The 24,292-nt window shown below is 63.4% G+C and carries 18 protein-coding genes and 3 tRNA genes; 2 read left to right on the top strand and 19 right to left on the bottom strand.

Annotation, left to right across the window (positions count from 1 at the left end; all coding sequences use genetic code 11):
- Window positions 1-54 precede the first annotated feature (54 nt).
- Window positions 55-1,284, bottom strand: a complete 1,230-nt coding sequence (locus I6H87_RS08370) for a dienelactone hydrolase family protein (RefSeq protein WP_011616163.1) — start codon at window positions 1,282-1,284, stop codon at window positions 55-57.
- A 285-nt stretch (window positions 1,285-1,569) separates the two neighbouring features.
- Here I6H87_RS08370 and I6H87_RS08365 point away from each other — a divergent pair, with 285 nt between their 5' ends.
- Window positions 1,570-2,571 carry an AraC family transcriptional regulator gene (locus I6H87_RS08365; protein ID WP_011616164.1) on the top strand — a complete coding sequence of 334 codons (1,002 nt, stop codon included), beginning with the start codon at window positions 1,570-1,572 and terminating at the stop codon, window positions 2,569-2,571.
- Between the two features lie 193 nt (window positions 2,572-2,764).
- On the opposite strand, the gene rpsJ is transcribed toward I6H87_RS08365, so the two are convergent.
- The 8 genes from rpsJ to rpoB all read right to left on the bottom strand — a co-directional run bounded on the left by rpsJ (window position 2,765) and on the right by rpoB (window position 18,580).
- Complete coding sequence (gene rpsJ, locus I6H87_RS08360) at window positions 2,765-3,073, bottom strand: 30S ribosomal protein S10 (protein ID WP_006160488.1); 309 nt, start codon at window positions 3,071-3,073, stop codon at window positions 2,765-2,767.
- A 78-nt stretch (window positions 3,074-3,151) separates the two neighbouring features.
- Window positions 3,152-4,342 (bottom strand): elongation factor Tu, encoded by a 1,191-nt coding sequence (tuf, locus tag I6H87_RS08355; RefSeq protein WP_010810470.1) that lies wholly within the window; start codon window positions 4,340-4,342, stop codon window positions 3,152-3,154.
- 78 nt (window positions 4,343-4,420) lie between these two features.
- Window positions 4,421-6,529 carry an elongation factor G gene (gene fusA, locus I6H87_RS08350; RefSeq protein WP_010810458.1) on the bottom strand — a complete coding sequence of 703 codons (2,109 nt, stop codon included), beginning with the start codon at window positions 6,527-6,529 and terminating at the stop codon, window positions 4,421-4,423.
- Between the two features lie 117 nt (window positions 6,530-6,646).
- Window positions 6,647-7,117, bottom strand: a complete 471-nt coding sequence (gene rpsG / locus I6H87_RS08345) for a 30S ribosomal protein S7 (protein WP_010810459.1) — start codon at window positions 7,115-7,117, stop codon at window positions 6,647-6,649.
- A 225-nt stretch (window positions 7,118-7,342) separates the two neighbouring features.
- Window positions 7,343-7,720 (bottom strand): 30S ribosomal protein S12, encoded by a 378-nt coding sequence (gene rpsL / locus I6H87_RS08340; protein WP_010810460.1) that lies wholly within the window; start codon window positions 7,718-7,720, stop codon window positions 7,343-7,345.
- A gap of 347 nt (window positions 7,721-8,067) precedes the next feature.
- Window positions 8,068-9,915, bottom strand: coding sequence for a DNA helicase RecQ (gene recQ / locus I6H87_RS08335; protein ID WP_010810461.1), 1,848 nt, complete (start codon window positions 9,913-9,915; stop codon window positions 8,068-8,070).
- A gap of 185 nt (window positions 9,916-10,100) precedes the next feature.
- The gene (rpoC, locus tag I6H87_RS08330) at window positions 10,101-14,348 is read right to left on the bottom strand and encodes a DNA-directed RNA polymerase subunit beta' (RefSeq protein ID WP_010810462.1); all 4,248 of its coding nucleotides are present in this window, start codon (window positions 14,346-14,348) and stop codon (window positions 10,101-10,103) included.
- Window positions 14,349-14,473: 125 nt separating this feature from the next.
- The gene (gene rpoB / locus I6H87_RS08325) at window positions 14,474-18,580 is read right to left on the bottom strand and encodes a DNA-directed RNA polymerase subunit beta (protein WP_010810463.1); all 4,107 of its coding nucleotides are present in this window, start codon (window positions 18,578-18,580) and stop codon (window positions 14,474-14,476) included.
- On the opposite strand from rpoB, the gene I6H87_RS08320 reads away from it, so the two are divergent.
- The gene (locus I6H87_RS08320) at window positions 18,461-18,841 is read left to right on the top strand and encodes a hypothetical protein (RefSeq protein WP_162166395.1); all 381 of its coding nucleotides are present in this window, start codon (window positions 18,461-18,463) and stop codon (window positions 18,839-18,841) included. The two genes, rpoB and I6H87_RS08320, sit on opposite strands and share 120 nt — an antisense overlap.
- Window positions 18,842-18,999: 158 nt before the next feature.
- Here I6H87_RS08320 and rplL read toward each other — a convergent pair whose 3' ends face one another.
- The 10 genes from rplL to I6H87_RS08270 all read right to left on the bottom strand — a co-directional run bounded on the left by rplL (window position 19,000) and on the right by I6H87_RS08270 (window position 24,289).
- Window positions 19,000-19,374 carry a 50S ribosomal protein L7/L12 gene (gene rplL, locus I6H87_RS08315; RefSeq protein WP_010810464.1) on the bottom strand — a complete coding sequence of 125 codons (375 nt, stop codon included), beginning with the start codon at window positions 19,372-19,374 and terminating at the stop codon, window positions 19,000-19,002.
- A 69-nt stretch (window positions 19,375-19,443) separates the two neighbouring features.
- Window positions 19,444-19,965: a 50S ribosomal protein L10 gene (gene rplJ, locus I6H87_RS08310; protein WP_010810465.1), complete on the bottom strand. Its 522-nt coding sequence runs from the start codon at window positions 19,963-19,965 to the stop codon at window positions 19,444-19,446.
- Between the two features lie 423 nt (window positions 19,966-20,388).
- A complete protein-coding gene (gene rplA / locus I6H87_RS08305; protein ID WP_010810466.1) occupies window positions 20,389-21,084 on the bottom strand; it encodes a 50S ribosomal protein L1 in 696 nt (231 codons plus the stop codon).
- The gene (rplK, locus tag I6H87_RS08300; RefSeq protein WP_010810467.1) at window positions 21,085-21,516 is read right to left on the bottom strand and encodes a 50S ribosomal protein L11; all 432 of its coding nucleotides are present in this window, start codon (window positions 21,514-21,516) and stop codon (window positions 21,085-21,087) included.
- Between the two features lie 159 nt (window positions 21,517-21,675).
- Window positions 21,676-22,257, bottom strand: a complete 582-nt coding sequence (gene nusG / locus I6H87_RS08295) for a transcription termination/antitermination protein NusG (protein ID WP_010810468.1) — start codon at window positions 22,255-22,257, stop codon at window positions 21,676-21,678.
- Window positions 22,258-22,267: 10 nt separating this feature from the next.
- On the bottom strand, window positions 22,268-22,648 hold the full coding sequence (gene secE, locus I6H87_RS08290; RefSeq protein WP_010810469.1) for a preprotein translocase subunit SecE: 381 nt from the start codon (window positions 22,646-22,648) through the stop codon (window positions 22,268-22,270).
- A 59-nt stretch (window positions 22,649-22,707) separates the two neighbouring features.
- Window positions 22,708-22,783, bottom strand: a tRNA-Trp gene (locus I6H87_RS08285).
- Between the two features lie 84 nt (window positions 22,784-22,867).
- Window positions 22,868-24,058 (bottom strand): elongation factor Tu, encoded by a 1,191-nt coding sequence (gene tuf / locus I6H87_RS08280; RefSeq protein ID WP_010810470.1) that lies wholly within the window; start codon window positions 24,056-24,058, stop codon window positions 22,868-22,870.
- 45 nt (window positions 24,059-24,103) lie between these two features.
- A tRNA-Thr gene (locus I6H87_RS08275) sits at window positions 24,104-24,178 on the bottom strand.
- 37 nt (window positions 24,179-24,215) lie between these two features.
- Window positions 24,216-24,289, bottom strand: a tRNA-Gly gene (locus I6H87_RS08270).
- Window positions 24,290-24,292: the final 3 nt, after the last annotated feature.

Genomic DNA, 24,292 nt, shown 5'->3' with positions numbered 1-24,292 from the left:
TGGTTGCGGGCGGGCCTCTGCGGGCCCGTTCCGGATCGATGCGGCGGGCGCAGCCTATTTGCCTTCGCTCTGCTGCCAGCGCGCCATCAGTGTGTTCGACGGCAGGGTCTCGTCCAGCAGCTTGCGCGCGGTCTCCACGCCCGCGACCGGCAAACCCGCCGGATCCAGCTTGCCGATCTGCACCAGCACGCTGGCCTGGTCCCAGTAGATATGCTCGTGGTACAGCTTGTCGCCGCGGAACTTGACGATGGCGATCAGCGGGATCTCCACGCGCTTGCCGGTGGGCGGCACGCCGGGCAGCATCCAGTCGATCTCGCAGCTATGCGTGAAGCAGAACAGCATCTCGTCGACGATCTGCGTGGCCCCGACCGTGCGCGACAGCGGGATCAGCGTGGTGTCGGGCGGATTGCTGTGCACGAAATGGTGCTGGTAGAAACGCCGCAGCTGCGCGTAGCCGACCCCGCCGGTCATGGTCGGGATATGGTTCACATAGGGCTGCGGCACCATCGTCGCCATGGTGGCGTCGACATCGCGGGTGGCAAATTCGTATTCGCAGTGCTTGTCCCACAGCGCGGAGAAATCGTAGTGCGGACCCATTTCACCGCGCAGCGCCGCGATCGAGCGCTGGTGCGCCATCAGCGCCGAGGGCTTGTCGAAGTGCTCGCCACCGGTGCGGGCAAAGGCATGGTCGACGCCAGCGTAGACGTAGACCTCGATGTTCTCGCGCCCGGCCAGGGCTGCGCGGATCGCAGCCTGCGCCTGCGGCGGGCAGAATCCGTCTTTCTCGGCGATATGCAGCACCAGGCGGCCGCGCACGTTGGCGGCTTCGCCCAGCGCGTGCTCGATGCCCACGCCGTAGTACGCCACCGCACAGGCCACGTCGGGCAGCCGGCAGGCCGCCAGGTAGGCCAGCTTGCCGCCCAGGCAGAAGCCCAGCACGCCGGTCTGGCCGACGCATTCCGGCCGCGCACGCAGCGCTTCAAGCGCGGCGCCCACATCCTGCACGCCCGCGGCTTCGTCGAACTGCTGGTACAGGCCCAGCGCCCGCTGGAAGTCCTCGCCGCGGTCGGTCAGCTCGATCCCGGGCGCGATGCGCCAGAACAGGTCGGGCACCAGCACCGTATAGCCCTCCTCGGCGTAGTAGTCCGCCACCTGCCGCATGGTCGCGTTGACGCCGAAGATCTCCTGGCACAACACGATGCCCGGGCCCTTGCCTGCCGCCGGGGTGGCGAGATAACCGCTGAAACTGCCTTCGGGGGTCTGGATCTGGATGGTCTGGCCCATGGCCTGCGCTCCTTGTCGTTCTCTTTCCGGTGTCTGGTGGGACTGCCGTGCTGGCTTCCATAATGGTGGCTCCGCACCGCAGCAAACTAGCCGCTGGGCGCAGCGGCTATCCGATTAGTGCAGGAAACTTCGGGCTCGGTCAACGCCGCAGCGCAGACGGCGAGGCCATCCGCTATAGTGGATCGCGTGGGAAACCGTGCCCCGGCCGTCATGCCGGGCCGGCCCCGGAATCAGCGGCGCGCACGGTCACCGGCAGCGCCGCGGCCCCGCCAGAGGAGCGAGACAATGCAGCTGCCCCCCGCCGCCGGACCGCTGGCGAGCGCCCTGCTCGGCGATCCCGCCCGGTGCGTGTTCGCCTCGACCGACCTGGCCGAGACGCGCGCCGCCGTCGGGCGCGTGTTCAAGCCGCACCGGCTCGAGATACGCGGCACCCGCTTGCAGGCACGCATGCATCATGCGCCGCTTGGCGCGGTCTCGTTCAACCGCCTCGCCTACGGCGCCGACGTCACCATCGACCCCGGCCCGCTCGGCGACTTCCTGCTGGTGCAGATGCCGCTGCAAGGACAGGCCGAGATCCGCTGCGGCGACCAGCACATCGTTTCCACGCCCGACTGCGCTTCGGTGCTGACGCCCAGCGATGCGCTGGCCATGCGCTGGAGCGCCGACAACGACCAGTTGATCGTGCGCATCGAACGCAGTGCGCTGGAACGCATCTGCGCGGCCCATCTGGGCCGGCGGTCCGAGCGGCCGCTGCGCTTTGCGCTCGGCATGGCCTGGCGCAGCGGCGCGTGGTATGAGCTGATGCGCTATCTCGCCGCGATGCTGGCGACCGCGCCCGAGACCGCACGCCATCCGCTGACCGCCTGCCAGCTGGAACAGCTGGTGATCGGCACGCTGCTGACGTCGCAGCCGCACAGCCTGTCGGATGCAGTGCGCGAGCACGGCAAGCCGCTGGCACCGCGCCATGTGAAAGTGGTGGAGGAATATATTCACGCAAACGCGGCGGCGGAGCTGACCCCCGCCGTGCTGGCCGAGGTTGCCGGCGTCAGCGTACGCAGCCTGTTCGCCGGCTTCCGCGAGCATCGCGGCACCGGGCCGATGGCCTACCTGCGCACGGTGCGGCTGGAGCGCGTGCGGCACGACCTGCTGAACGTCGCGTCGGTGTCGTCAGTGAGCGCGGCCGCGCTGCGCTGGGGCTTTGCCCATCTGGGGCGGTTCAGCGCGGAATACCGGCGCGCGTTCGGGGAGTGCCCCGCGCAGACCTTGCGGCGGCGCGGAGCGGGCTAGGCTTGTGTGAATTCAGTGCTGCCGCTTCGGGCAGCCGCCGCGATCGCTCAGCTCATCGCGCAACTGTAGCTGGCGCGGCAGGGGAGCAATCCGGGGAGCAAGGCTGCTGTATGCAAGCCTTGAAAACAAAAACGGCGAACCATACGGTTCGCCGTTTTGCTGCAGCAGGCCGCAGGCGCGGCCCGAAGCATGATTACACCTTGATCTCGACGTCCACGCCTGCCGGCAGGTCGAGCTTCATCAGCGCGTCAACCGTCTTGTCGGTCGGGTCGACGATGTCCATCAGGCGCTGGTGCGTGCGGATCTCAAACTGATCGCGGCTGGTCTTGTTGACGTGCGGCGAACGCAGGATGTCGAAGCGCTGGATGCGGGTCGGCAGGGGCACCGGGCCCTTGACGATTGCGCCGGTACGCTTGGCGGTATCCACGATTTCGGCGGCCGACTGGTCGATCAGGCGGTAGTCGAAAGCCTTCAGGCGGATACGGATCTTCTGGTTCTGCATGATATTTCCTTAAAAGAGCGATTGGGCAACGTGCCCGTTGAATGGGGACATGCCCGACAGGCATGTCCCAGGAAGTGCTTAGTCGAGGATCTTTGCCACGACGCCGGCGCCGACGGTACGGCCACCTTCGCGGATAGCGAAGCGCAGGCCTTCTTCCATGGCGATCGGGGCGATCAGCTTGACGGTGATCGACACGTTGTCACCCGGCATGACCATTTCCTTGTCCTTCGGCAGCTCGATCGAGCCGGTCACGTCGGTGGTACGGAAGTAGAACTGCGGGCGGTAGTTGTTGAAGAACGGGGTGTGACGGCCGCCTTCGTCCTTCGACAGGATGTACACCTCGCCGGTGAAGTGGGTGTGCGGCTTGATCGAACCCGGCTTGCACAGCACCTGGCCGCGCTCGACGTCTTCACGCTTGGTGCCGCGCAGCAGCAGGCCAACGTTGTCGCCGGCTTGACCCTGGTCCAGCAGCTTGCGGAACATTTCCACGCCGGTGCAGGTGGTCTTCACCGTCGGCTTGATACCGACGATTTCGATTTCCTCACCGACCTTCACCACGCCGCGCTCGATACGGCCGGTCACCACGGTGCCGCGACCCGAGATCGAGAACACGTCTTCCACAGGCATCAGGAAGGTACCGTCAACGGCACGCTCCGGCGTCGGGATGTAGGTGTCCAGCGCGTCGGCCAGGTTCATGATGGCCACTTCGCCCAGCTCGCCCTTGTCGCCTTCCAGCGCCAGCTTGGCCGAACCCTTGATGATCGGGGTGTCGTCGCCGGGGAACTCGTACTTCGACAGCAGCTCGCGAACTTCCATCTCGACCAGCTCGAGCAGTTCAGCGTCGTCCACCATGTCGCACTTGTTCAGGAACACGATGATGTACGGCACGCCAACCTGGCGGGCCAGCAGGATGTGCTCACGCGTTTGCGGCATCGGGCCGTCAGCAGCCGAGCAAACCAGGATCGCGCCGTCCATCTGGGCGGCACCCGTGATCATGTTCTTCACATAGTCAGCGTGGCCCGGGCAGTCAACGTGCGCGTAGTGGCGGTTGGCCGTTTCGTACTCGACGTGCGCGGTATTGATGGTAATACCGCGTGCCTTTTCTTCCGGCGCTGCGTCGATTTCGTCGTACTTCTTGGCGGCACCGCCAAACTTGGCTGCCAGCACCGTGGCAATCGCTGCGGTCAGCGTGGTCTTGCCATGGTCAACGTGACCAATCGTACCAACGTTCACGTGCGGCTTGGTCCGCTCGAACTTTTCCTTTGCCATTTCTTAACTCCTGATAGGAATGCAGTCTTGTTGTTTCATCGCGCCGCCGCACCGGCAGGCGCGGCGGCAAACTTCCAATTACTTGCCCTTGGCCGACATCACGGCTTCGGCGATGTTCTTCGGTGCTTCAGCGTAGTGCTTGAATTCCATGGTGTACGTGGCGCGGCCTTGCGTGGCCGAGCGCAGCGACGTGGAATAACCGAACATTTCCGACAGCGGGACTTCGGCCTTGATGATCTTGCCGCCGCCCACCATGTCGTCCATGCCCTGCACGATGCCGCGGCGGGACGACAGGTCGCCCATCACGGTACCCGTGTAGTCTTCCGGCGTTTCCACTTCCACGGCCATCATCGGCTCGAGCAGAACCGGGCTGGCCTTGCGCATGGCTTCCTTGAAAGCCATCGAGCCGGCCATGCGGAACGCGTTTTCGTTCGAGTCCACGTCGTGGTACGAACCGAACGTCAGCGTGACCTTCACGTCCACCACCGGGAAGCCAGCCAGGATGCCGTTCGGCAGCGTGTCGACGATACCCTTTTCGACCGCCGGGATGTATTCGCGAGGAATCACACCGCCCTTGATGGCGTCGATGAACTCGAAGCCCTTGCCCGGCTCTTGCGGCTCCAGCGTGATCACAGCGTGACCGTACTGGCCGCGGCCGCCCGACTGCTTGACGAACTTGCCCTCGACGCCTTCAGCCGTCTTGCGAATGGTTTCGCGGTAAGCCACCTGCGGCGCGCCGATGTTGGCTTCCACGCCAAATTCGCGCTTCATGCGGTCGACCAGAATTTCGAGGTGGAGCTCGCCCATGCCCGAAATGATGGTCTGACCCGATTCTTCATCGGTACGCACGCGGAACGACGGATCTTCAGCGGCCAGGCGGTTCAGGGCGATGCCCATCTTTTCCTGGTCAGCCTTGGTCTTCGGCTCGACAGCCTGCGAGATCACCGGCTCCGGGAACACCATGCGCTCGAGCACGATCGGTGCAGCCGGATCGCACAGCGTGTCGCCCGTGGTCGCGTCCTTCAGACCCACCGCAGCGGCGATGTCGCCGGCCAGCACTTCCTTGATTTCTTCGCGCTGGTTGGCATGCATCTGCAGAATACGGCCGAGGCGTTCCTTCTTGCTCTTGACCGGGTTGTACACGGTGTCGCCCGAATTGATCTTGCCCGAGTACACGCGGAAGAAGATCAGCTGACCAACGAACGGGTCGGTCATGATCTTGAACGCCAGTGCCGAGAACTTTTCGTTATCGTCAGCCTTGCGCTCGAGCTTCTTCTCGCTGTCGTCCTCGTCCGTGCCCGTAACCGGCGGAATGTCGACCGGCGACGGCAGGAAGTCGATCACGGCGTCGAGCATGCGCTGCACGCCCTTGTTCTTGAACGCGGTGCCGCACAGCATCGGCTGGATTTCGCAGGCGATGGTACGGTCACGCAGCGCCTTGACGATCTCGGCGCGGGTCAGCTCTTCGCCGCCCAGGTACTTTTCCATCAGCTCTTCGCTGGCTTCGGCGGCAGACTCGACCATCTTCTCGCGCCATTCGTCAGCGGTGGCTTGCAGCTCGGCCGGGATGTCCTGGTATTCGAACTTCACGCCCTGGCTGGCTTCGTCCCAAATGATCGCCTTCATTTCCAGCAGATCGACGACGCCCTGGAAGCCGTCTTCAGCGCCGATCGGCACCACGACGGGCACCGGGTTGGCCTTCAGGCGGGTCTTCAGCTGGTCGTAGACCTTGAAGAAGTTCGCGCCGGTACGGTCCATCTTGTTGACGAACGCCAGACGCGGCACCTTGTACTTGTTGGCCTGACGCCAGACGGTTTCCGACTGCGGCTGCACGCCACCCACTGCGCAGTACACCATGCACGCGCCGTCCAGCACGCGCATGGAACGCTCCACCTCGATGGTGAAGTCCACGTGGCCCGGGGTGTCGATGATGTTGAAGCGATGCTCGGGGTAGTTGCCGGCCATGCCCTTCCAGAAGGCGGTGGTCGCAGCAGACGTGATGGTGATGCCGCGCTCCTGCTCCTGCTCCATCCAGTCCATGGTGGCCGCGCCATCATGGACTTCACCGATCTTGTGGTTCACACCGGTGTAGAACAGGATGCGCTCGGTCGTGGTGGTTTTACCCGCGTCAATGTGAGCCGAGATACCGATATTGCGGTAGCGCTCAATGGGAGTCTTACGAGCCACTTTAATCCTCTATTCGTCCGTGAGGCGCCGGCATCTCATGGCCCGCGCCCCTAACACAAACGGGCGAGATGTGTAAAAACACAGCCCGCCCGGCAACCAACAAACGCTATCGCGCGCTTAGAAGCGGAAATGCGAGAACGCCTTGTTGGCTTCGGCCATGCGGTGCACTTCGTCACGCTTCTTCATTGCGCCGCCACGGCCTTCCGATGCTTCCAGCAGCTCACCTGCCAGGCGCAGCGCCATCGACTTCTCGCTGCGTTTCTTCGCGGCCTCGCGCAGCCAACGCATCGCCAATGCCAGACGACGCGACGGACGGACTTCGACCGGAACCTGATAGTTGGCGCCGCCCACGCGACGGCTCTTCACTTCCACCACCGGCTTCACGTTGTTGATGGCAACGGAGAACACTTCGATGGGGGCCTTGCCTGCCTTCTTTTCGATCTGGTCGAACGCGCCATAGACGATACGTTCGGCAACCGACTTCTTGCCGTCCAGCATCAGCACGTTCATGAACTTGGCAACTTCAACGTTGCCGAACTTCGGATCAGGCAGAACATCCCGCTTGGGGACTTCACGACGACGTGGCATCTTCTTTCCTTTAGATTCAGTTGAGAGCGTGGTCAGTTTTTCCCGCTCTCCGGCCACCAACTAGCTTGCATGCGATAGACAGCAAATTCGCCGGGTGACCACTTACTCGACGGCACGGTTGCCAAAAAGGCGCTCCGTTGTACCGCCGCCTGGTGACAGCACCATGACTCGCGCCACAGGCTATCGTTTGTTGCTTCGGGTCTTTCCGACCCAGGCTGCTATAGCTTAGGCTGCCTTCGGACGCTTCGCGCCGTACTTCGAACGAGCCTGCTTGCGGTCCTTCACGCCTTGCAGGTCGAGCGAGCCACGGACGATGTGGTAACGCACACCCGGCAGATCCTTCACACGGCCGCCGCGGATCAGCACGACCGAGTGTTCCTGCAGGTTGTGGCCTTCACCGCCGATGTACGAAATCACTTCGAAACCGTTGGTCAGGCGCACCTTGGCAACCTTACGCAGTGCCGAGTTCGGCTTCTTCGGCGTCGTGGTGTACACGCGGGTGCACACGCCACGGCGCTGGGGGCAGTTCTCAAGCGCCGGGCTCTTGCTCTTGACGACTTCAGAGACGCGCGGCTTGCGAACCAGTTGGTTGATAGTTGGCATTGTTCAATCCAGCTTGGTTTGACGAAAAACGCCCCTCGCACCGGCATGCACCGAAATGGAGAGGCAACTACGGGTTTTGGGCGGGAGAGATGAGCGGACGCGCTCTGGAGACGGGACTGTGCGGTAACAGCATGCCAAAGAGCGCGAGCCGGCACCCGGATCCCGCGTCTGCCGCCACCGGTCCATGGGAACCCAGTCCGGAAGGCTTGCCGGCCGCGGCCTAAAGGCCACTTCTCCGACGGGCGAGCGAAATCCAAAGCCAAAAACTCGAATCTGGCATCCTAGCAGGGGAATCGTATACCGTCAAGCCGTATACCCGACCCGGGACGCGCTGACGCTGCCCTCGGTCAGACCCCGCGGAGCGCTTCCAGGATGGACTGTCCATAGCGCTCCAGTTTGGAGGCACCGATCCCGGGAATGCCCTGCATCGCCGACAGGGAGCCCGGCGCGGTCCGGGCCAGCTCCGCCAGCGTTGCATCGTGGAAGATGACATAGGCCGGCACGCCGTGCTCGCGCGCGGCCTCGGTGCGCCAGCGGCGCAGCGCCTCCCAGTTGGCCAGCATGTCTGCGTCCATGTCCGCGGTGTGGTCGGTGCGGGTGCCGCGTGCGGCACGCTCGCCGGACTTGCCCGGCTTGGTGGCCTGGCGGCGCAGGATGATCTGGCGCTCGCCCTTGAGCACCGCGCGCGCGTCCTCGCCCAGCAGCAGCGCGCCATGCCCGCCATGGTCGATGGTCAGCAGACCCTGGGCGATCAGCTGGCGGAACACCGTATGCCATTCATGCACCGAGCGGTCCTTGCCGATGCCGAAGGTGGACACCTTGTCGTGCCCCCACTGGCGGATCTTCTCCGAGCTGTTGCCGCGCAGCACGTCGATCAGGTGGGTCGCGCCGAAGTGAACCCGGCTCGCCTGCGCGGTGCGGTACACGCAGGACAGCGCCATCTGCGCCTCGCGCGTGCCGTCCCAGGTGGCCGGCGGCTCCAGACAGGTGTCGCAGTTGCCGCAGGGTTCGCTGGCCTCATTGAAATACGCCAGGATACGCACGCGCCGGCAGCCTGCGGTCTCGCACAGGCCCAGCAGCGCATCGAGCTTGGACGACGACACGCGCTTGAAGGCGTCGTCCGCCTCGGACTCGTCGATCATGCGCTTCTGCTGCACCACGTCGCCCAGGCCGTAGGCCATCCAGGCATTGGCCGGCAGGCCGTCGCGGCCGGCGCGCCCGGTTTCCTGGTAGTAGCCTTCCATGCTCTTGGGCAGGTCCAGGTGGGCGACAAAGCGCACGTCGGGCTTGTCGATACCCATGCCGAAGGCGATCGTCGCCACCATCACCAGCCCTTCTTCCTCGCGGAAGCGGGCCTGGTGGTGCTGGCGCACCTGGGCATCCATGCCGGCGTGGTAGCCCAGCGCATTGATGCCCTGTCCGCTCAGCCACTGCGCCGTGTCCTCCACCTTCTTGCGTGACAGGCAATAGACGATGCCGCTGTCATGGGTGCCGTCGGCCGCGGTGTGCTCGGCCTTGATGAAGGCCAGCAGCTGCTGGCGCGCATTGTCCTTCTCGACGATGCGGTAGCGGATATTGGGCCGGTCGAAGCTAGAGATGAAGACGCGGGCGTTGTCCAGCGCCAGCCGCTCGATGATCTCGTTGCGCGTGAGTGCGTCGGCCGTTGCCGTCAGCGCGATGCGCGGCACGTATGGGAAGCGCTCGTGCAGCACCGACAACTGGATGTACTCGGGGCGGAAGTCGTGGCCCCACTGCGACACGCAGTGCGCTTCGTCGATGGCAAAGAGCCCGACCCGAATGCGCTCGAGCAAGTCCTGGAAGCGTGGCGTCATCAGCCGCTCCGGCGCCACGTAGAGGATCTCGATGCGCCCGGCCAGCAGGTCGCGCTCGACCGCCGAGGCCTCGGCTCCGGTCAGCGTCGAATTGAGCACTGCGGCGCGCACGCCGGCTTCAGTCAGTGCCGCGACCTGGTCCTGCATCAGCGCGATCAGCGGCGACACCACGATGCCGACGCCATCGCCGGCACGCTGGCGCAGCAGCGCCGGGATCTGGTAGCACAGCGACTTGCCGCCGCCGGTCGGCATCAGCACCAGGCAGTCGCCGCCCGTCGCAACGTGGTCGATGATCTCGGCCTGGCGCCCACGGAAGGCGTGGTAGCCGAACACATCTTTGAGGATCGCCAGCGCGTGCGACATAGACAACGGAATTGCTGAAGCCGGAAAAGCCGTAACCATACCACTAAGGGGGCCGCTTCCGTGCCCGCCGGGCTAACAGTCCGAACATTCTCACGACAGGGCCGGCTGCGGGCGGAAAGAAAAAAAGCCCGGCTGGATCAGCCGGGCTTTCGGGCCACCTTGCGGCGGCAAACAGCTTACTGCGATCAGGCGTTGTCGCCTTCGCCTTCGGTCGTCGCCTGCACCACCGGCGCCGGCTCGATGAAGAGCGACTGCTCTTCTTCGGCGATCGCCTGGGCGCGTTCGCGCTCGGAGGCCTCGCGCGCCTTGCGGGCGCGGTGGTAGGCCAGGCCGGTACCGGCCGGGATCAGACGGCCGACGATCACGTTTTCCTTCAGACCACGCAGGTCGTCGGTCTTGCCCATGATCGCGGCTTCGGTCAGCACGCGCGTGGTTTCCTGGAACGATGCCGCCGAGATGAAGCTGTCGGTCGACAGCGACGCCTTGGTGATACCGAGCAGCAGGTTCTCGTACGTGGCCGGACGCTTGCCTTCGGCGATCACGCGGTCGTTCTCGTCGAGCAGTTCCGAACGCTCCACCTGTTCACCCGGGATGAACTTGGTGTCGCCCACGTCGGCGATCTGCACGCGGCGCAGCATCTGACGAACAATCACTTCGATATGCTTGTCGTTGATCTTCACGCCCTGCAGACGGTACACGTCCTGGACTTCGTCCACGATGTAGTGCGCCAGCTCTTCGATGCCCTTCAGGCGCAGGATGTCGTGCGGGTCCGCCGGACCTTCCACGATCATTTCGCCCTTGTTCACCACCTGGCCGTCGTGCACCAGCACCTGCTTTTCCTTCGCGATCAGGAACTCGTGGGCATTGCCGTCCAGGTCGGTGATGACCAGGCGCTGCTTGCCCTTGGTGTCCTTGCCGAACGAGGTCGTGCCGGTGACTTCCGCCAGCACGGCGGCGTCCTTCGGCGAACGCGCTTCGAACAGCTCGGCCACTCGCGGCAGACCACCGGTAATGTCGCGGGTCTTCTGCGATTCGGTCGGGATACGCGCGAGCACTTCACCCACGTGCACCTGCTGGCCATCCTTCACGGTAATCAGCGCGCCGACCTGGAAGCCGATGGTCACGGAGTGGTCCGTGCCCGGGATCTTCACTTCCTGGCCGTTGGCGTCGAGCAGCTTGACCTGCGGGCGGATGCCCTTGGTTGCAGCCGTGCGGCGCTTGGCGTCGATCACGACCAGGGTCGACAGGCCCGTCACTTCGTCCATCTGCTTGGCGACGGTCACGCCTTCTTCGACGTTCTCGAACTTGGTCGTACCGGTGTATTCCGAAACGATCGGGCGAGTCAGCGCATCCCACGTGGCCAGCTGCGTGCCAGCCTTGATGGCCTGGCCGTCCTGCACCAGCAGCGTGGCGCCGTACGGGATCTTGTGGCGTTCGCGCTCGCGGCCGTGGTCGTCGGTGATCAGCGCCTCGCCCGAACGCGAGATGACGATCAGTTCGCCCTTCGCATTGGTGACGTAACGCATGGTCGCCGTGAAACGCACGGTACCGGTTGCCTTGGCTTCCACGCTCGATGCCACTGCCGCACGCGATGCCGCACCACCGATGTGGAACGTACGCATGGTCAGCTGCGTGCCCGGCTCACCGATCGACTGAGCGGCAATCACGCCCACCGCTTCGCCGGAGTTCACCAGCACGCCGCGGCCCAGGTCGCGGCCATAGCACTTGCCGCACAGGCCGTAGCGCGTGTCGCACGACAGCGGGGTGCGGACCTTGACTTCGTCCACGCCGATGTTGTCGATCAGCTCGACCAGGTCTTCGTCCAGCAGCGTGCCGGCTTCGATCGCGGTCTCCTGGGTTTCAGGGTTGACCACGTCGGCCACGGTCACACGGCCGAGGATACGGTCGCGCAGGGCTTCGATCACTTCACCGCCTTCGACCAGGGCCTTCATGGCCACGCCGTTGGAGGTGCCGCAATCGTCTTCCACCACGACCAGATCCTGCGTCACGTCGACCAGACGACGGGTCAGGTAACCCGAGTTCGCGGTCTTCAGTGCCGTATCGGCCAGGCCCTTACGGGCGCCGTGGGTCGAGATGAAGTACTGCAGAACGTTCAGGCCTTCACGGAAGTTCGCCGTAATCGGCGTTTCAATGATCGAGCCGTCCGGCTTGGCCATCAGGCCACGCATACCGGCCAGCTGGCGGATCTGCGCTGCCGAGCCCCGTGCACCCGAGTCGGCCATCATGTAGATGGAGTTGAACGACTCTTGCTTCACGGTCTTGCCTTCGCGGTCGACCACGTCCTCGTGCTGGAGCTGCTCCATCATCGCCTTGCCCACCTGGTCGCCGGCGGCGCCCCAGATGTCAACGACGTTGTTGTAGCGTTCCTGGTCGGTCACCAGACCCGACATGTACTGCTTGTCGTATTCCTTCACCTTGGCCGAGGCCTCGGCGATGATCTTTTCCTTCTGCGGCGGCACCAGCATATCGTCGATGGCGATCGAGATACCGGCACGGGTAGCCAGGCGGAAGCCCGACTGCAGCAGCTTGTCGGCGAAGATCACAGTCTCGCGCAGGCCGCACTTGCGGAACGCGGTGTTGATCAGGCGCGAGATTTCCTTCTTCTTGAGCGGCTTGTTCAGCACCGAGAACGGCAGCCCCTTGGGCAGGATCTCGGACAGGATCGCGCGGCCGACCGTGGTGGCCTGCAGCGTGATCTTGGGTGCGAAACGGGCGTCGCCCTCGGCGTCCTTGTCGACCAGCTCATACTCGGTGATACGCACGTTCACGCGCGAAGCCAGTTCGACTTCCTTGTTCTCGTAGGCGCGAATCACTTCGCTGATGTCGGCAAAGGTCATGCCCTCGCCGCGGCCGTTGATCTTGTCGCGGGTCGTGTAGTACAGACCCAGCACCACGTCTTGCGACGGCACGATCGACGGATCGCCGTTGGCCGGGAACAGCACGTTGTTGGAGGCCAGCATCAGGGTGCGGGCTTCCATCTGCGCTTCCAGCGACAGCGGCACGTGGACAGCCATCTGGTCACCGTCGAAGTCGGCGTTGAACGCCGCGCAGACCAGCGGATGCAGCTGGATGGCCTTGCCTTCGATCAGCACCGGCTCGAACGCCTGGATACCCAGGCGGTGCAGCGTCGGCGCACGGTTCAGCATCACCGGGTGCTCGCGGATCACCTCTTCGAGGATGTCCCACACCACCGGGGTCTGGCTTTCGACTTCCTTCTTCGCCGCCTTGATGGTGGTGGCGATGCCCATCGTTTCCAGCTTGTGGAAGATGAACGGCTTGAACAGCTCGAGCGCCATCAGCTTGGGCAGGCCGCACTGGTGCAGCTTGAGCGTCGGGCCCACCACGATGACCGAACGGCCCGAGTAGTCGACGCGCTTGCCCAGCAGGTTCTGACGGAAACGGCCGCCCTTGCCCTTGATCATTTCGGCCAGGGACTTCAGCGGACGCTTGTTGGCACCGGTCATCGCCTTGCCGCGACGGCCGTTATCCAGCAGCGAGTCAACCGCTTCCTGCAGCATGCGCTTTTCGTTGCGCACGATGATTTCAGGCGCCTTCAGCTCCAGCAGGCGCTTCAGGCGGTTGTTACGGTTGATGACGCGGCGATACAGGTCGTTCAGGTCCGAGGTCGCGAAGCGGCCGCCGTCCAGCGGCACCAGCGGACGCAACTCGGGCGGCAGCACCGGCAGCACTTCGAGGATCATCCACTCGGGCTTGATGCCCGAACGCTGGAAGGCCTCGAGCACCTTCAGGCGCTTGGCGAACTTCTTGATCTTGGCTTCAGAGCCGGTGGCCTGCAGCTCGGCGCGGATCTGTTCGATCTGCTTCTCGATGTCGATGCCGCGCAGCAGTTCACGGATGCCCTCGGCACCCATCATGGCGACGAACTCGCCCTCGCCGTACTCGTCGCACTTCGCCAGGTAGTCGTCCTCGGACATGATCTGGCTCTTCTTGAGCGGGGTCATGCCGGGTTCGATCACCACGAATGCTTCAAAGTACAGCACGCGCTCGATGTCGCGCAGCGTCATGTCCAGGACCATGCCCAGGCGCGACGGCAGCGACTTCAGGAACCAGATGTGCGCGGTCGGCGCGGCCAGTTCGATGTGGCCCATGCGCTCGCGGCGCACCTTGGCCAGCGTCACTTCAACGCCGCACTTCTCGCAGATCACGCCACGGTGCTTCAGGCGCTTGTACTTGCCGCACAGGCACTCGTAGTCCTTGATCGGGCCAAAGATCTTGGCGCAGAACAGGCCGTCGCGTTCCGGCTTGAAGGTACGGTAGTTGATCGTTTCCGGCTTCTTCACTTCGCCGTACGACCACGAACGGATCTTCTCGGGCGAGGCCAGGCCGATCTTGATCGCGTCGAACTGCTCTTCCTGCTGTACCTGCTTAAAGAGATCGAGCAATGCTTTCATTGCAACTCCTTGTTTCGCCACCGCCCCGGAGTTGGTCCGGGTCGATGGCATTCATCCTGTGGGAAATCCTTCGCCTGTAGTGTCGACAGGGAGCCGGCCGCAACCGGCTCCCCTCACCTGCCCGATCAGTAGCGATCGAGGTCGATGTCGATACCCAGCGAGCGGATTTCCTTCACCAGCACGTTGAACGATTCCGGCATGCCGGCATCGATCGAGTGCTCGCCCTTGACGATGTTCTCGTACACCTTGGTACGGCCGTTCACGTCATCGGACTTGACCGTCAGCATTTCCTGCAGCACGTACGACGCGCCGTAGGCTTCCAGTGCCCAAACTTCCATCTCACCGAAACGCTGGCCACCGAACTGGGCTTTACCACCCAGCGGCTGCTGCGTCACCAGCGAGTACGGGCCGGTGGAACGCGCGTGCATCTTGTCGTCGACCAGGTGGTGCAGCTTCAGCATGTGCATCACACCCAGCGTGACCGGACGCTCGAACGCTTCGCCGGTGCGGCCGTCGAACAGCGTGACCTGCTGCTTGGAAGCGGTCAGGCCCTTCTCCTTCGCGATCTCTTCCGGATAGGCGAGGTCCAGCATGCGGCGGATTTCGTCCTCATGCGCACCATCGAACACCGGCGTCGCGAACGGCACGCCCTTCTTCAGGTTCTCGGCCAGCTCCAGGACTTCCGAATCCGACAGGCTGTCGAGGTCTTCGACCTTGCCGCTCTCGTTGTAGATCTGCGTGAGCAGCTTGCGCACTTCGGCTGCCTTGGCTTGCGCCTTCAGCATGTTGCCGATGCGCTCGCCCAGGCCGCGCGCGGCCCAGCCCAGGTGGGTCTCGAGAATCTGACCCACGTTCATCCGCGAAGGCACGCCCAGCGGATTCAGCACGATGTCGGCAGGCGTACCGTCGGCCATGTAGGGCATGTCTTCGATCGGGGTGATCTTGGACACGACACCCTTGTTGCCGTGACGGCCGGCCATCTTGTCGCCAGGCTGCAGGCGGCGCTTGACGGCCAGGTACACCTTGACCATCTTGATCACGCCCGGCGGCAGTTCGTCGCCCTGCGTGAGCTTCTTGCGCTTCTCTTCGAAGGCCAGGTCGAACTCGTGGCGCTTCTGCTCGATGGCTTCCTTGACGGCTTCCAGCTGGGCAGCCAGTTCTTCGTCGGCCGGACGGATGTCGAACCAGTGGTACCTGTCGATATCCGCCAGGTATTCCTTGGTGATCTTGGCACCCTTGGCCAGCTTCTTCGGACCGCCATTGACGGTCTTGTCGATGAGCAGGCGCTCCAGACGCTGGAACGCGTCGCCTTCCACGATACGCAGCTGGTCGTTCAGGTCCAGGCGGTAGCGCTTCAGTTCGTCGTCGATGATCGACTGGGCACGCTTGTCGCGCGTCACGCCTTCGCGGGTGAAGACCTGGACGTCGATCACGATGCCGCTCATGCCCGAGGGCACGCGCAGCGAGGTGTCCTTCACGTCCGAAGCCTTCTCGCCGAAGATCGCGCGCAGCAGCTTCTCTTCCGGGGTCAGCTGGGTCTCGCCCTTCGGCGTGACCTTGCCAACCAGCACGTCGCCGGCTTCGACTTCAGCGCCGATGTAGGTGATGCCCGACTCGTCCAGGCGAGCCAGCTGGGCTTCGGCCAGGTTCGAGATATCGCGCGTGATTTCTTCCGGTCCCAGCTTGGTGTCGCGGGCAACGACCGACAGCTCCTCGATGTGGATCGAGGTATAGCGGTCTTCGGCCACCACACGCTCCGAGATCAGGATCGAATCCTCGAAGTTGTAGCCGTTCCACGGCATGAACGCCACCAGCATGTTCTGGCCCAGTGCCAGCTCGCCCAGGTCGGTCGAGGCGCCGTCGGCAATCACGTCGCCGCGGGCAACGTGGTCGCCGACCTTCACCATCGGACGCTGGTTGATGTTGGTGTTCTGGTTCGAGCGCGTGTACTTGATCAGGTTGTAGATGTCCACGCCGACTTCACCGGCAACGGCTTCGTCGTCGTTCACGCGGATCACGATACGCATCGCGTCGACGTAGTCGACCACGCCGCCACGCATCGCCTGCACGGCCGTACCCGAGTCGACCGCAACGGTGCGCTCGATGCCGGTGCCGACCAGCGGCTTGTCCGGACGCAGGCAAGGCACGGCCTGGCGCTGCATGTTCGCGCCCATCAGTGCACGGTTCGCGTCATCGTGTTCCAGGAACGGAACCAGCGAGGCAGCGGCCGACACGATCTGCGACGGCGCCACGTCGATGTACTGCACGCGGTCCGGCGTGACCATGCGGGTTTCACGCTCGGAGCCTTCACGCGCCGACACCAGTTCGTCGGTCAGGTTGCCGTCGGCGTCAACGGTCGCGTTGGCCTGCGCCACCACGTACTTGCCTTCCTCGATCGCGGACAGGTAGTCGACCTGGTCGGTCAGCTTGCTGTCGACCACCTTGCGGTACGGCGTTTCCAGGAAGCCGTATTCGTTCAGGCGGGCATACAGTGCCAGCGAGTTGATCAGACCAATGTTCGGACCTTCCGGCGTTTCGATCGGGCACACGCGGCCATAGTGGGTCGGGTGCACGTCACGGACTTCAAAGCCGGCGCGCTCGCGCGTCAGGCCGCCCGGGCCCAGTGCGGAGACACGGCGCTTGTGCGTGATCTCGGACAGCGGGTTGGTCTGGTCCATGAACTGCGACAGCTGCGACGAACCGAAGAACTCGCGGATCGCCGACGAGATCGGCTTCGAGTTGATCAGGTCGTGCGGCATCAGGTTCTCGGTCTCGGCCTGGCCCAGACGTTCCTTGACGGCACGCTCCACGCGCGACAGGCCGGCGCGGAACTGGTTTTCGGCCAGTTCGCCGACGCAACGCACGCGACGGTTGCCCAGGTGATCGATGTCATCGACCTCGCCCTTGCCGTTGCGCAGGTTGACCAGGATCTTGATGGTCTCGAGGATGTCCTCGTCCTGCAGCACCATGGCGCCTTCGCCGCTGGGGCGGCCCAGGCGGCTGTTGACCTTCATGCGGCCAACGCGCGACAGGTCGTACGACTCTTCGCTGTAGAACAGGCGCTGGAACAGCGCTTCCACGGCTTCCTCGGTCGGCGGCTCGCCCGGGCGCATCATGCGGTAGATCGCGATACGCGCAGCGGTCTGGTCGGCGGTCTCGTCCACGCGCAGGGTCTGCGACATGTACGGGCCCTGGTCCAGGTCGTTGGTGTACAGGGTCTGGATCTGCTTGACGCCGGCTTCGCGCAGGTTCTCGAGCAGGGTTTCGGTCAGCTCGTCGTTGGCGTTGGCAATCACCTCGCCGGTATCCGGGTCGATGATGTTCTTGGCCAGCACGCGGCCCAGCAGGTAGTCTTCCGGCACGCTGATCAGCTTGGTGCCGGCCGAATCCAGGTCGCGGATGTGCTTGGCGTTGATCCGCTTGTCCTTCTCGACCACCACGCGGCCGTTCTTGTCGGCGATGTCGAAGCGCGCGACTTCACCGCGCAGGCGCTCGGGCACGAACTCCAGCTGCGCGCCTTCGGCCTGCAGCGTGAAGTTGTCGAACACGAAGAAGTGCGCGAGGATCTGTTCCGGGGTCAGGCCGATCGACTTCAGCAGGATCGTCACCGGCATCTTGCGGCGGCGGTCGACGCGGAAGTACAGGATGTCCTTCGGGTCGAACTCGAAGTCCAGCCACGAACCGCGGTAGGGGATGATACGTGCCGAGAACAGCAGCTTGCCCGAGCTGTGGGTCTTGCCCTTGTCGTGCTCGAAGAACACGCCCGGCGAGCGGTGCAACTGCGAGACGATGACACGCTCGGTGCCGTTGATGACGAACGAACCCGTGGAAGTCATCAGCGGGATTTCGCCCATGTAGACTTCCTGCTCCTTCACTTCCTTGACCTTGCCCGGGTTCTCGCGATCGTTGATGATCAGGCGAACCTTGGCACGCAGGGCCGAGTGGAACGTCAGGCCACGCTGCTGGCATTCCTTGACGTCGAACGGCGGATTGGACAGGTGATACGAGACGAACTCCATACGGGCAAGCCCGTTATGCGAGGAGATCGGGAAGATTGCGTTGAAAGCGGCCTGGAGGCCTTCGGTCTTGCGACGCGCGGTCGGCGTTTCCGCTTGCAAGAACTGAGTGTAGGATTCAATCTGGGTGGCAAGCAGGAATGGAACCTGATGTACCGTCGCGCGCTTCGCAAAGCTTTTGCGAATGCGCTTCTTTTCGGTGAAGCTGTACGCCATGGGATCTCCGAATCATCGCAGGGCTGGCTGGACCTGGCCGGACCTGAGGTGTTCAGCGACTGGGAGGGGATTTGGCGGTTGGCCGCTACCAACCTCTGGCTGACGGTGTCCGCACGCTGCGGGCGGTGTGGTCGTCGCATCAAGCGCAACGCCTGTACTCGCCCGGGGGACACCCGACCAAACTTGTCTTCTGCAGTCGGTTCAGAAGACAAACATCAGCAGCAACCACTTAGTGTGCCACTGATGTTTGGCCTCTGCTGAGACTCCGGCATGCCCGAGGGCATCGAGACTCGCAAACATCACTTTTTGTTGCGAAGAGTGCTTCTCAAAACACTTTCGCACAAGCGCAAAAAGGCTGGCGCCGGGAATTTCCCTTTGCCAGCCCCATCCGCGTGCCGAAAGGGCACGCGAGCAATGCCTTACTTGACGTCGACCTTCGCGCCAGCGTCTTCCAGCTTCTTCTTGGCTTCGGCAGCAGCAGCCTTGTCCACGCCTTCCTTGACGGGCTTCGGTGCGCCATCGACCAGGTCCTTGGCTTCCTTCAGGCCCAGGCCGGTGATTTCGCGAACAGCCTTAATCACGCCAACCTTGTTGGCGCCGACTTCGGCCAGGATCACGTTGAACTCGGTCTGCTCTTCAGCAGCGGCGGCACCGCCGGCGCCCGGGGCAGCAGCCACAGCCATGGCAGCAGCCGACACGCCAAACTTCTCTTCGAACGCCTTGACCAGGTCGTTCAGTTCCATCACGGACATCGCGCCAACGGCTTCCAGGATGTCGTCTTTGGTGATTGCCATTTGAAATACTCCTACTAGATTTGATTCGGTATCGGTAATGCGATCTTTCGATGCGAGGCCTGGATTGCCTTAGGCGCCAGCGGCTTCCGCTTCCGCGGGAGCACCTTCGGCGTTCTTGGCAGCCAGTGCAGCCAGCAGACGGGCGAAGCCCGACACCGGTGCCTGCATCACGCCCAGCAGCTGAGCAATCAGTTCGTCGCGGCTCGGGATCGAGGCCAGCGCCTTCACGGCGGCAGCGTCGAGAACCTTGCCGTCATACGACCCGGCGCGCAGGACCAGCTTGTCGTTGGTCTTGGCGAAGTCGTTCAGAACCTTGGCCGACGACACTGCATCTTCGGAAATACCGTAGATCAGCGGACCGGTCATCTGCTCTGCGAGGCTTGCAAACGGCGTACCTTCGACGGCGCGGCGGGCCAGCGTGTTCTTCAGAACACGCAGGTACACGCCTTGCTGACGTGCGGTGGAACGCAGCTTGGTCAGATCGCCAACCGTAATGCCGCGATATTCGGCCACGACGATGGTCTGGGCCTTGGCGACTTGCGCCGAAACCTCAGCAACGACGGCCTTCTTATCTTCAATATTGAGTGGCACGGTTAAGCTCCAAAATGACGCTAGCCCTCCGGCAATACCGGAGTCTTCACGTCAGCACAAACGAACGGCGTCCGATTGGCCCGAATCACCCGGGACAGGCCCGGATTCATCAATCCCTTCGGGTGCGCCATCTGCGCTGGCTGCCCGGGGTTGGTCATGCACGGCACCTGGCCCTGCTTGTACCTCCCGGCCGATTAAGCCCGCATGCCTGACTGCGGTCATGTGGACACCAGCGGTCTTTGATAACCAGCGGCGACTGCCTGAACACAACGTGTCCGACTGCCGCCACTGCCCAAAGCCTTGCTCCCTGTCCTTGTGCTGCCGCTTGGCAGAACCAGGTTCGGAGCCGATCCCCGCTTACGCCAGGATCTTCAATTCGCGGCCGACCGGTGTTATCGGGTCCGGTCAGCCCATGCCGTCAGCTCAGGCCGACAGCGAAGCTTGTTCCACGCGCACGCCAACGCCCATGGTGGACGAGACGGCGATCTTGCGCAGGTACACGCCCTTGCTCGTAGCCGGCTTGGACTTCACCAGGGCTTCCAGCAGTGCGGACAGGTTGCTCTTCAGCGCTGCGTCGTCGAACGAGCGGCGGCCGATGGTGGCGTGGATGATACCGGCCTTGTCGACACGGAACTGCACCTGGCCAGCCTTGGCGTTCTTCACAGCCTGGGCCACGTCGGGCGTCACGGTACCGACCTTCGGGTTCGGCATCAGGCCGCGCGGGCCCAGGATCTGGCCCAGCGTACCGACGATACGCATCGTGTCCGGCGAAGCGATCACGACGTCGAAGTTCAGGTTGCCGGCCTTGACTTGCTCGGCCAGGTCTTCCATGCCGACGATGTCAGCACCGGCGGCCTTGGCGGCTTCGGCCTTTTCGCCCTGGGCGAACACAGCCACGCGAACCGACTTGCCGGTACCTGCGGGCAGCACCACCGAACCACGAACCACCTGGTCCGACTTCTTGGCGTCAATGCCCAGCTGCACGGCCACGTCGATCGACTCGTCGAACTTCGCCGAAGCGCAGCCCTTCACCAGGCCCAGGGCCTCGTCGATCGGGTAAAACTTGGTACGCTCGATCTTCGCCTTGTTGGCGGCGACGCGCTTGGAAACCTTAGCCATTTACAGACCCTCCACGGTGATGCCCATCGAACGAGCCGAACCGGCGATGGTACGCACAGCGGCGTCCAGGTCGGCGGCGGTCAGGTCAGCGTTCTTGGCCTTGGCGATTTCTTCAGCCTGGGCGCGGGTGATCTTGCCAACCTTGTCGGTGTGGGGCTTCGGCGAACCCTTGGTGATGCCTGCTGCCTTCTTGATCAGCACGGTCGCCGGGGGCGACTTCATCACGAAGGTGAAGCTCTTGTCGGCGAAGGCGGTAATCACCACCGGCACCGGCAGACCGGGTTCCATACCCTGGGTCTGGGCGTTGAACGCCTTGCAGAACTCCATGATGTTCAGACCACGCTGACCCAGTGCGGGACCAACGGGCGGGGAGGGATTTGCCTTACCAGCCGGAATCTGCAGCTTGATAAAGCCAATGATCTTCTTGGCCATCTCTACTCCAATCCGGATCGCTCTTTCGGGATGCGATCCTGTTGAGTCGTAACGCGCTGTCGCCGCACCTTCGGCACGGCCTCACGCTCCTCTTGGCGCCGCCACCGGGGCGGCGCCGTTGCCCGTTGCCGCCCTTTCAGGCCGCAACCGGCAAATTCCTTAAACCTTCTCGACCTGGCCGAACTCGAGTTCGACCGGCGTGGCACGCCCGAAGATCGTGACCGAGACGCGCAGGCGCGACTTCTCGTAATTCACTTCTTCCACGTTGCCGTTGAAATCGGTGAATGGGCCGTCCTTGACGCGCACCATTTCGCCCACTTCGAACAGCGTCTTGGGACGCGGCTTCTCGACCCCTTCCTGCATCTGGGTCATGATCTTGTCGACTTCGCGCTGCGAAATCGGGCTCGGGCGGTTGCGGGCGCCGCCCACGAAACCGGTGACCTTGCTGGTGTTCTTCACCAGGTGCCAGGTCTCGTCGGTCATTTCCATTTCCACCAGCACGTAGCCGGGGAAGAAACGACGCTCGGTGACCGACTTGTGGCCGCCCTTGATTTCCACGACTTCTTCGGACGGCACCAGGATGCGGCCAAACTTGTCCTGCATCTCGGCGCGTTCGATGCGCTCCTGCAGCGCGCGCTGCACGCTCTTCTCCATGCCGGAATAGGCATGCACGACATACCAGCGCTTCTTCGACGAAGGCGATTCCGGCGCGGTGGTTTCCTGCTGAGCGTTATCCGTCATGTGCTACCTCTTATTTCCAGCCCAGCACGAGCGAGAAGACGACCCACTCGATGAGCTTGTCAGCCGACCACAGGAACAGCGCCATGATGACGACAAAGACGAAGACCAGCCCCGTCATTTGCCCGGCTTCCTTGCGCGTCGGCCAGACGACCTTGCGAACTTCCCGATACGATTCCTTGGCGAACCCGATAAAGTCCTTGCCTGGTGCCGACACCAGCGCAACTACGATACCCAGTGCAATACCACCGAACAGTGCGGCGCCACGTACATAAGACGGTTGCTGTGCCAGTGCATAGAAACCGATGACGCCCGCAACCACCAGCAGCACCGCCACGCCAAGCATCCACTTGCCGCTGCTGGCGTTCACGGTTTCAACATTGGGATTGGCCATGTTTCGCAAACGAGACTAAGCCGCGTCACGATTGCTCTTCGCGACGCGGCTGATTGATTTGGCAGGGGCAGAGGGAATCGAACCCCCAACCTTCGGTTTTGGAGACCGACGCTCTGCCAGTTGAGCTATACCCCTAAAAAAACTGTGGGGCCGGCGCTGGCGCCAACCCCTTCTGGCAACGAACGCGGCCGGTTGGTGCCGCGTTCGCTATCAAACAACTTAGTCGAGGATCTTTGCCACGACGCCGGCGCCGACGGTACGGCCACCTTCGCGGATAGCGAAGCGCAGGCCTTCTTCCATGGCGATCGGGGCGATCAGCTTGACGGTGATCGACACGTTGTCACCCGGCATGACCATTTCCTTGTCCTTCGGCAGCTCGATCGAGCCGGTCACATCGGTGGTACGGAAGTAGAACTGCGGGCGGTAGTTGTTGAAGAACGGGGTGTGACGGCCGCCTTCGTCCTTCGACAGGATGTACACCTCGCCGGTGAAGTGGGTGTGCGGCTTGATCGAACCCGGCTTGCACAGCACCTGGCCGCGCTCGACGTCTTCACGCTTGGTGCCGCGCAGCAGCAGGCCAACGTTGTCGCCGGCTTGACCCTGGTCCAGCAGCTTGCGGAACATTTCCACGCCGGTGCAGGTGGTCTTCACCGTCGGCTTGATACCGACGATTTCGATTTCCTCACCGACCTTCACTACGCCGCGCTCGATACGGCCGGTCACCACGGTGCCGCGACCCGAGATCGAGAACACGTCTTCCACAGGCATCAGGAAGGTACCGTCAACGGCACGCTCCGGCGTCGGGATGTAGGTGTCCAGCGCGTCGGCCAGGTTCATGATGGCCACTTCGCCCAGCTCGCCCTTGTCGCCTTCCAGCGCCAGCTTGGCCGAACCCTTGATGATCGGGGTGTCGTCGCCGGGGAACTCGTACTTCGACAGCAGCTCGCGAACTTCCATCTCGACCAGCTCGAGCAGTTCAGCGTCGTCCACCATGTCGCACTTGTTCAGGAACACGATGATGTACGGCACGCCAACCTGGCGGGCCAGCAGGATGTGCTCACGCGTTTGCGGCATCGGGCCGTCAGCAGCCGAGCAAACCAGGATCGCGCCGTCCATCTGGGCGGCACCCGTGATCATGTTCTTCACATAGTCAGCGTGGCCCGGGCAGTCAACGTGCGCGTAGTGGCGGTTGGCCGTTTCGTACTCGACGTGGGCGGTATTGATGGTAATACCGCGTGCCTTTTCTTCCGGCGCTGCGTCGATTTCGTCGTACTTCTTGGCGGCACCGCCGAACTTGGCTGCCAGCACCGTGGCAATCGCTGCGGTCAGCGTGGTCTTGCCATGGTCAACGTGACCAATCGTACCAACGTTCACGTGCGGCTTGGTCCGCTCGAACTTTTCCTTTGCCATTTCGCGACTCCTGTCTCGGTAGCGATATTGCCAGTGCGTGGTATTTGGTGCCCATGGGCAGGATCGAACTGCCGACCTCTCCCTTACCAAGGGAGTGCTCTACCACTGAGCCACATGGGCGAAACTTGACGTACTACTCTGACAGCAACCGCGCGACTGGAGCGGGTGAAGGGAATCGAACCCTCGTCGTAAGCTTGGAAGGCTTCTGCTCTACCATTGAGCTACACCCGCCCG

The organism is Cupriavidus necator (assembly GCF_016127575.1).
GTDB lineage: Bacteria > Pseudomonadota > Gammaproteobacteria > Burkholderiales > Burkholderiaceae > Cupriavidus > Cupriavidus necator_D.
The sequence above is the reverse complement of the archived record's forward strand: the minus strand, read 5'-3'. Positions and strand labels throughout refer to the sequence as shown.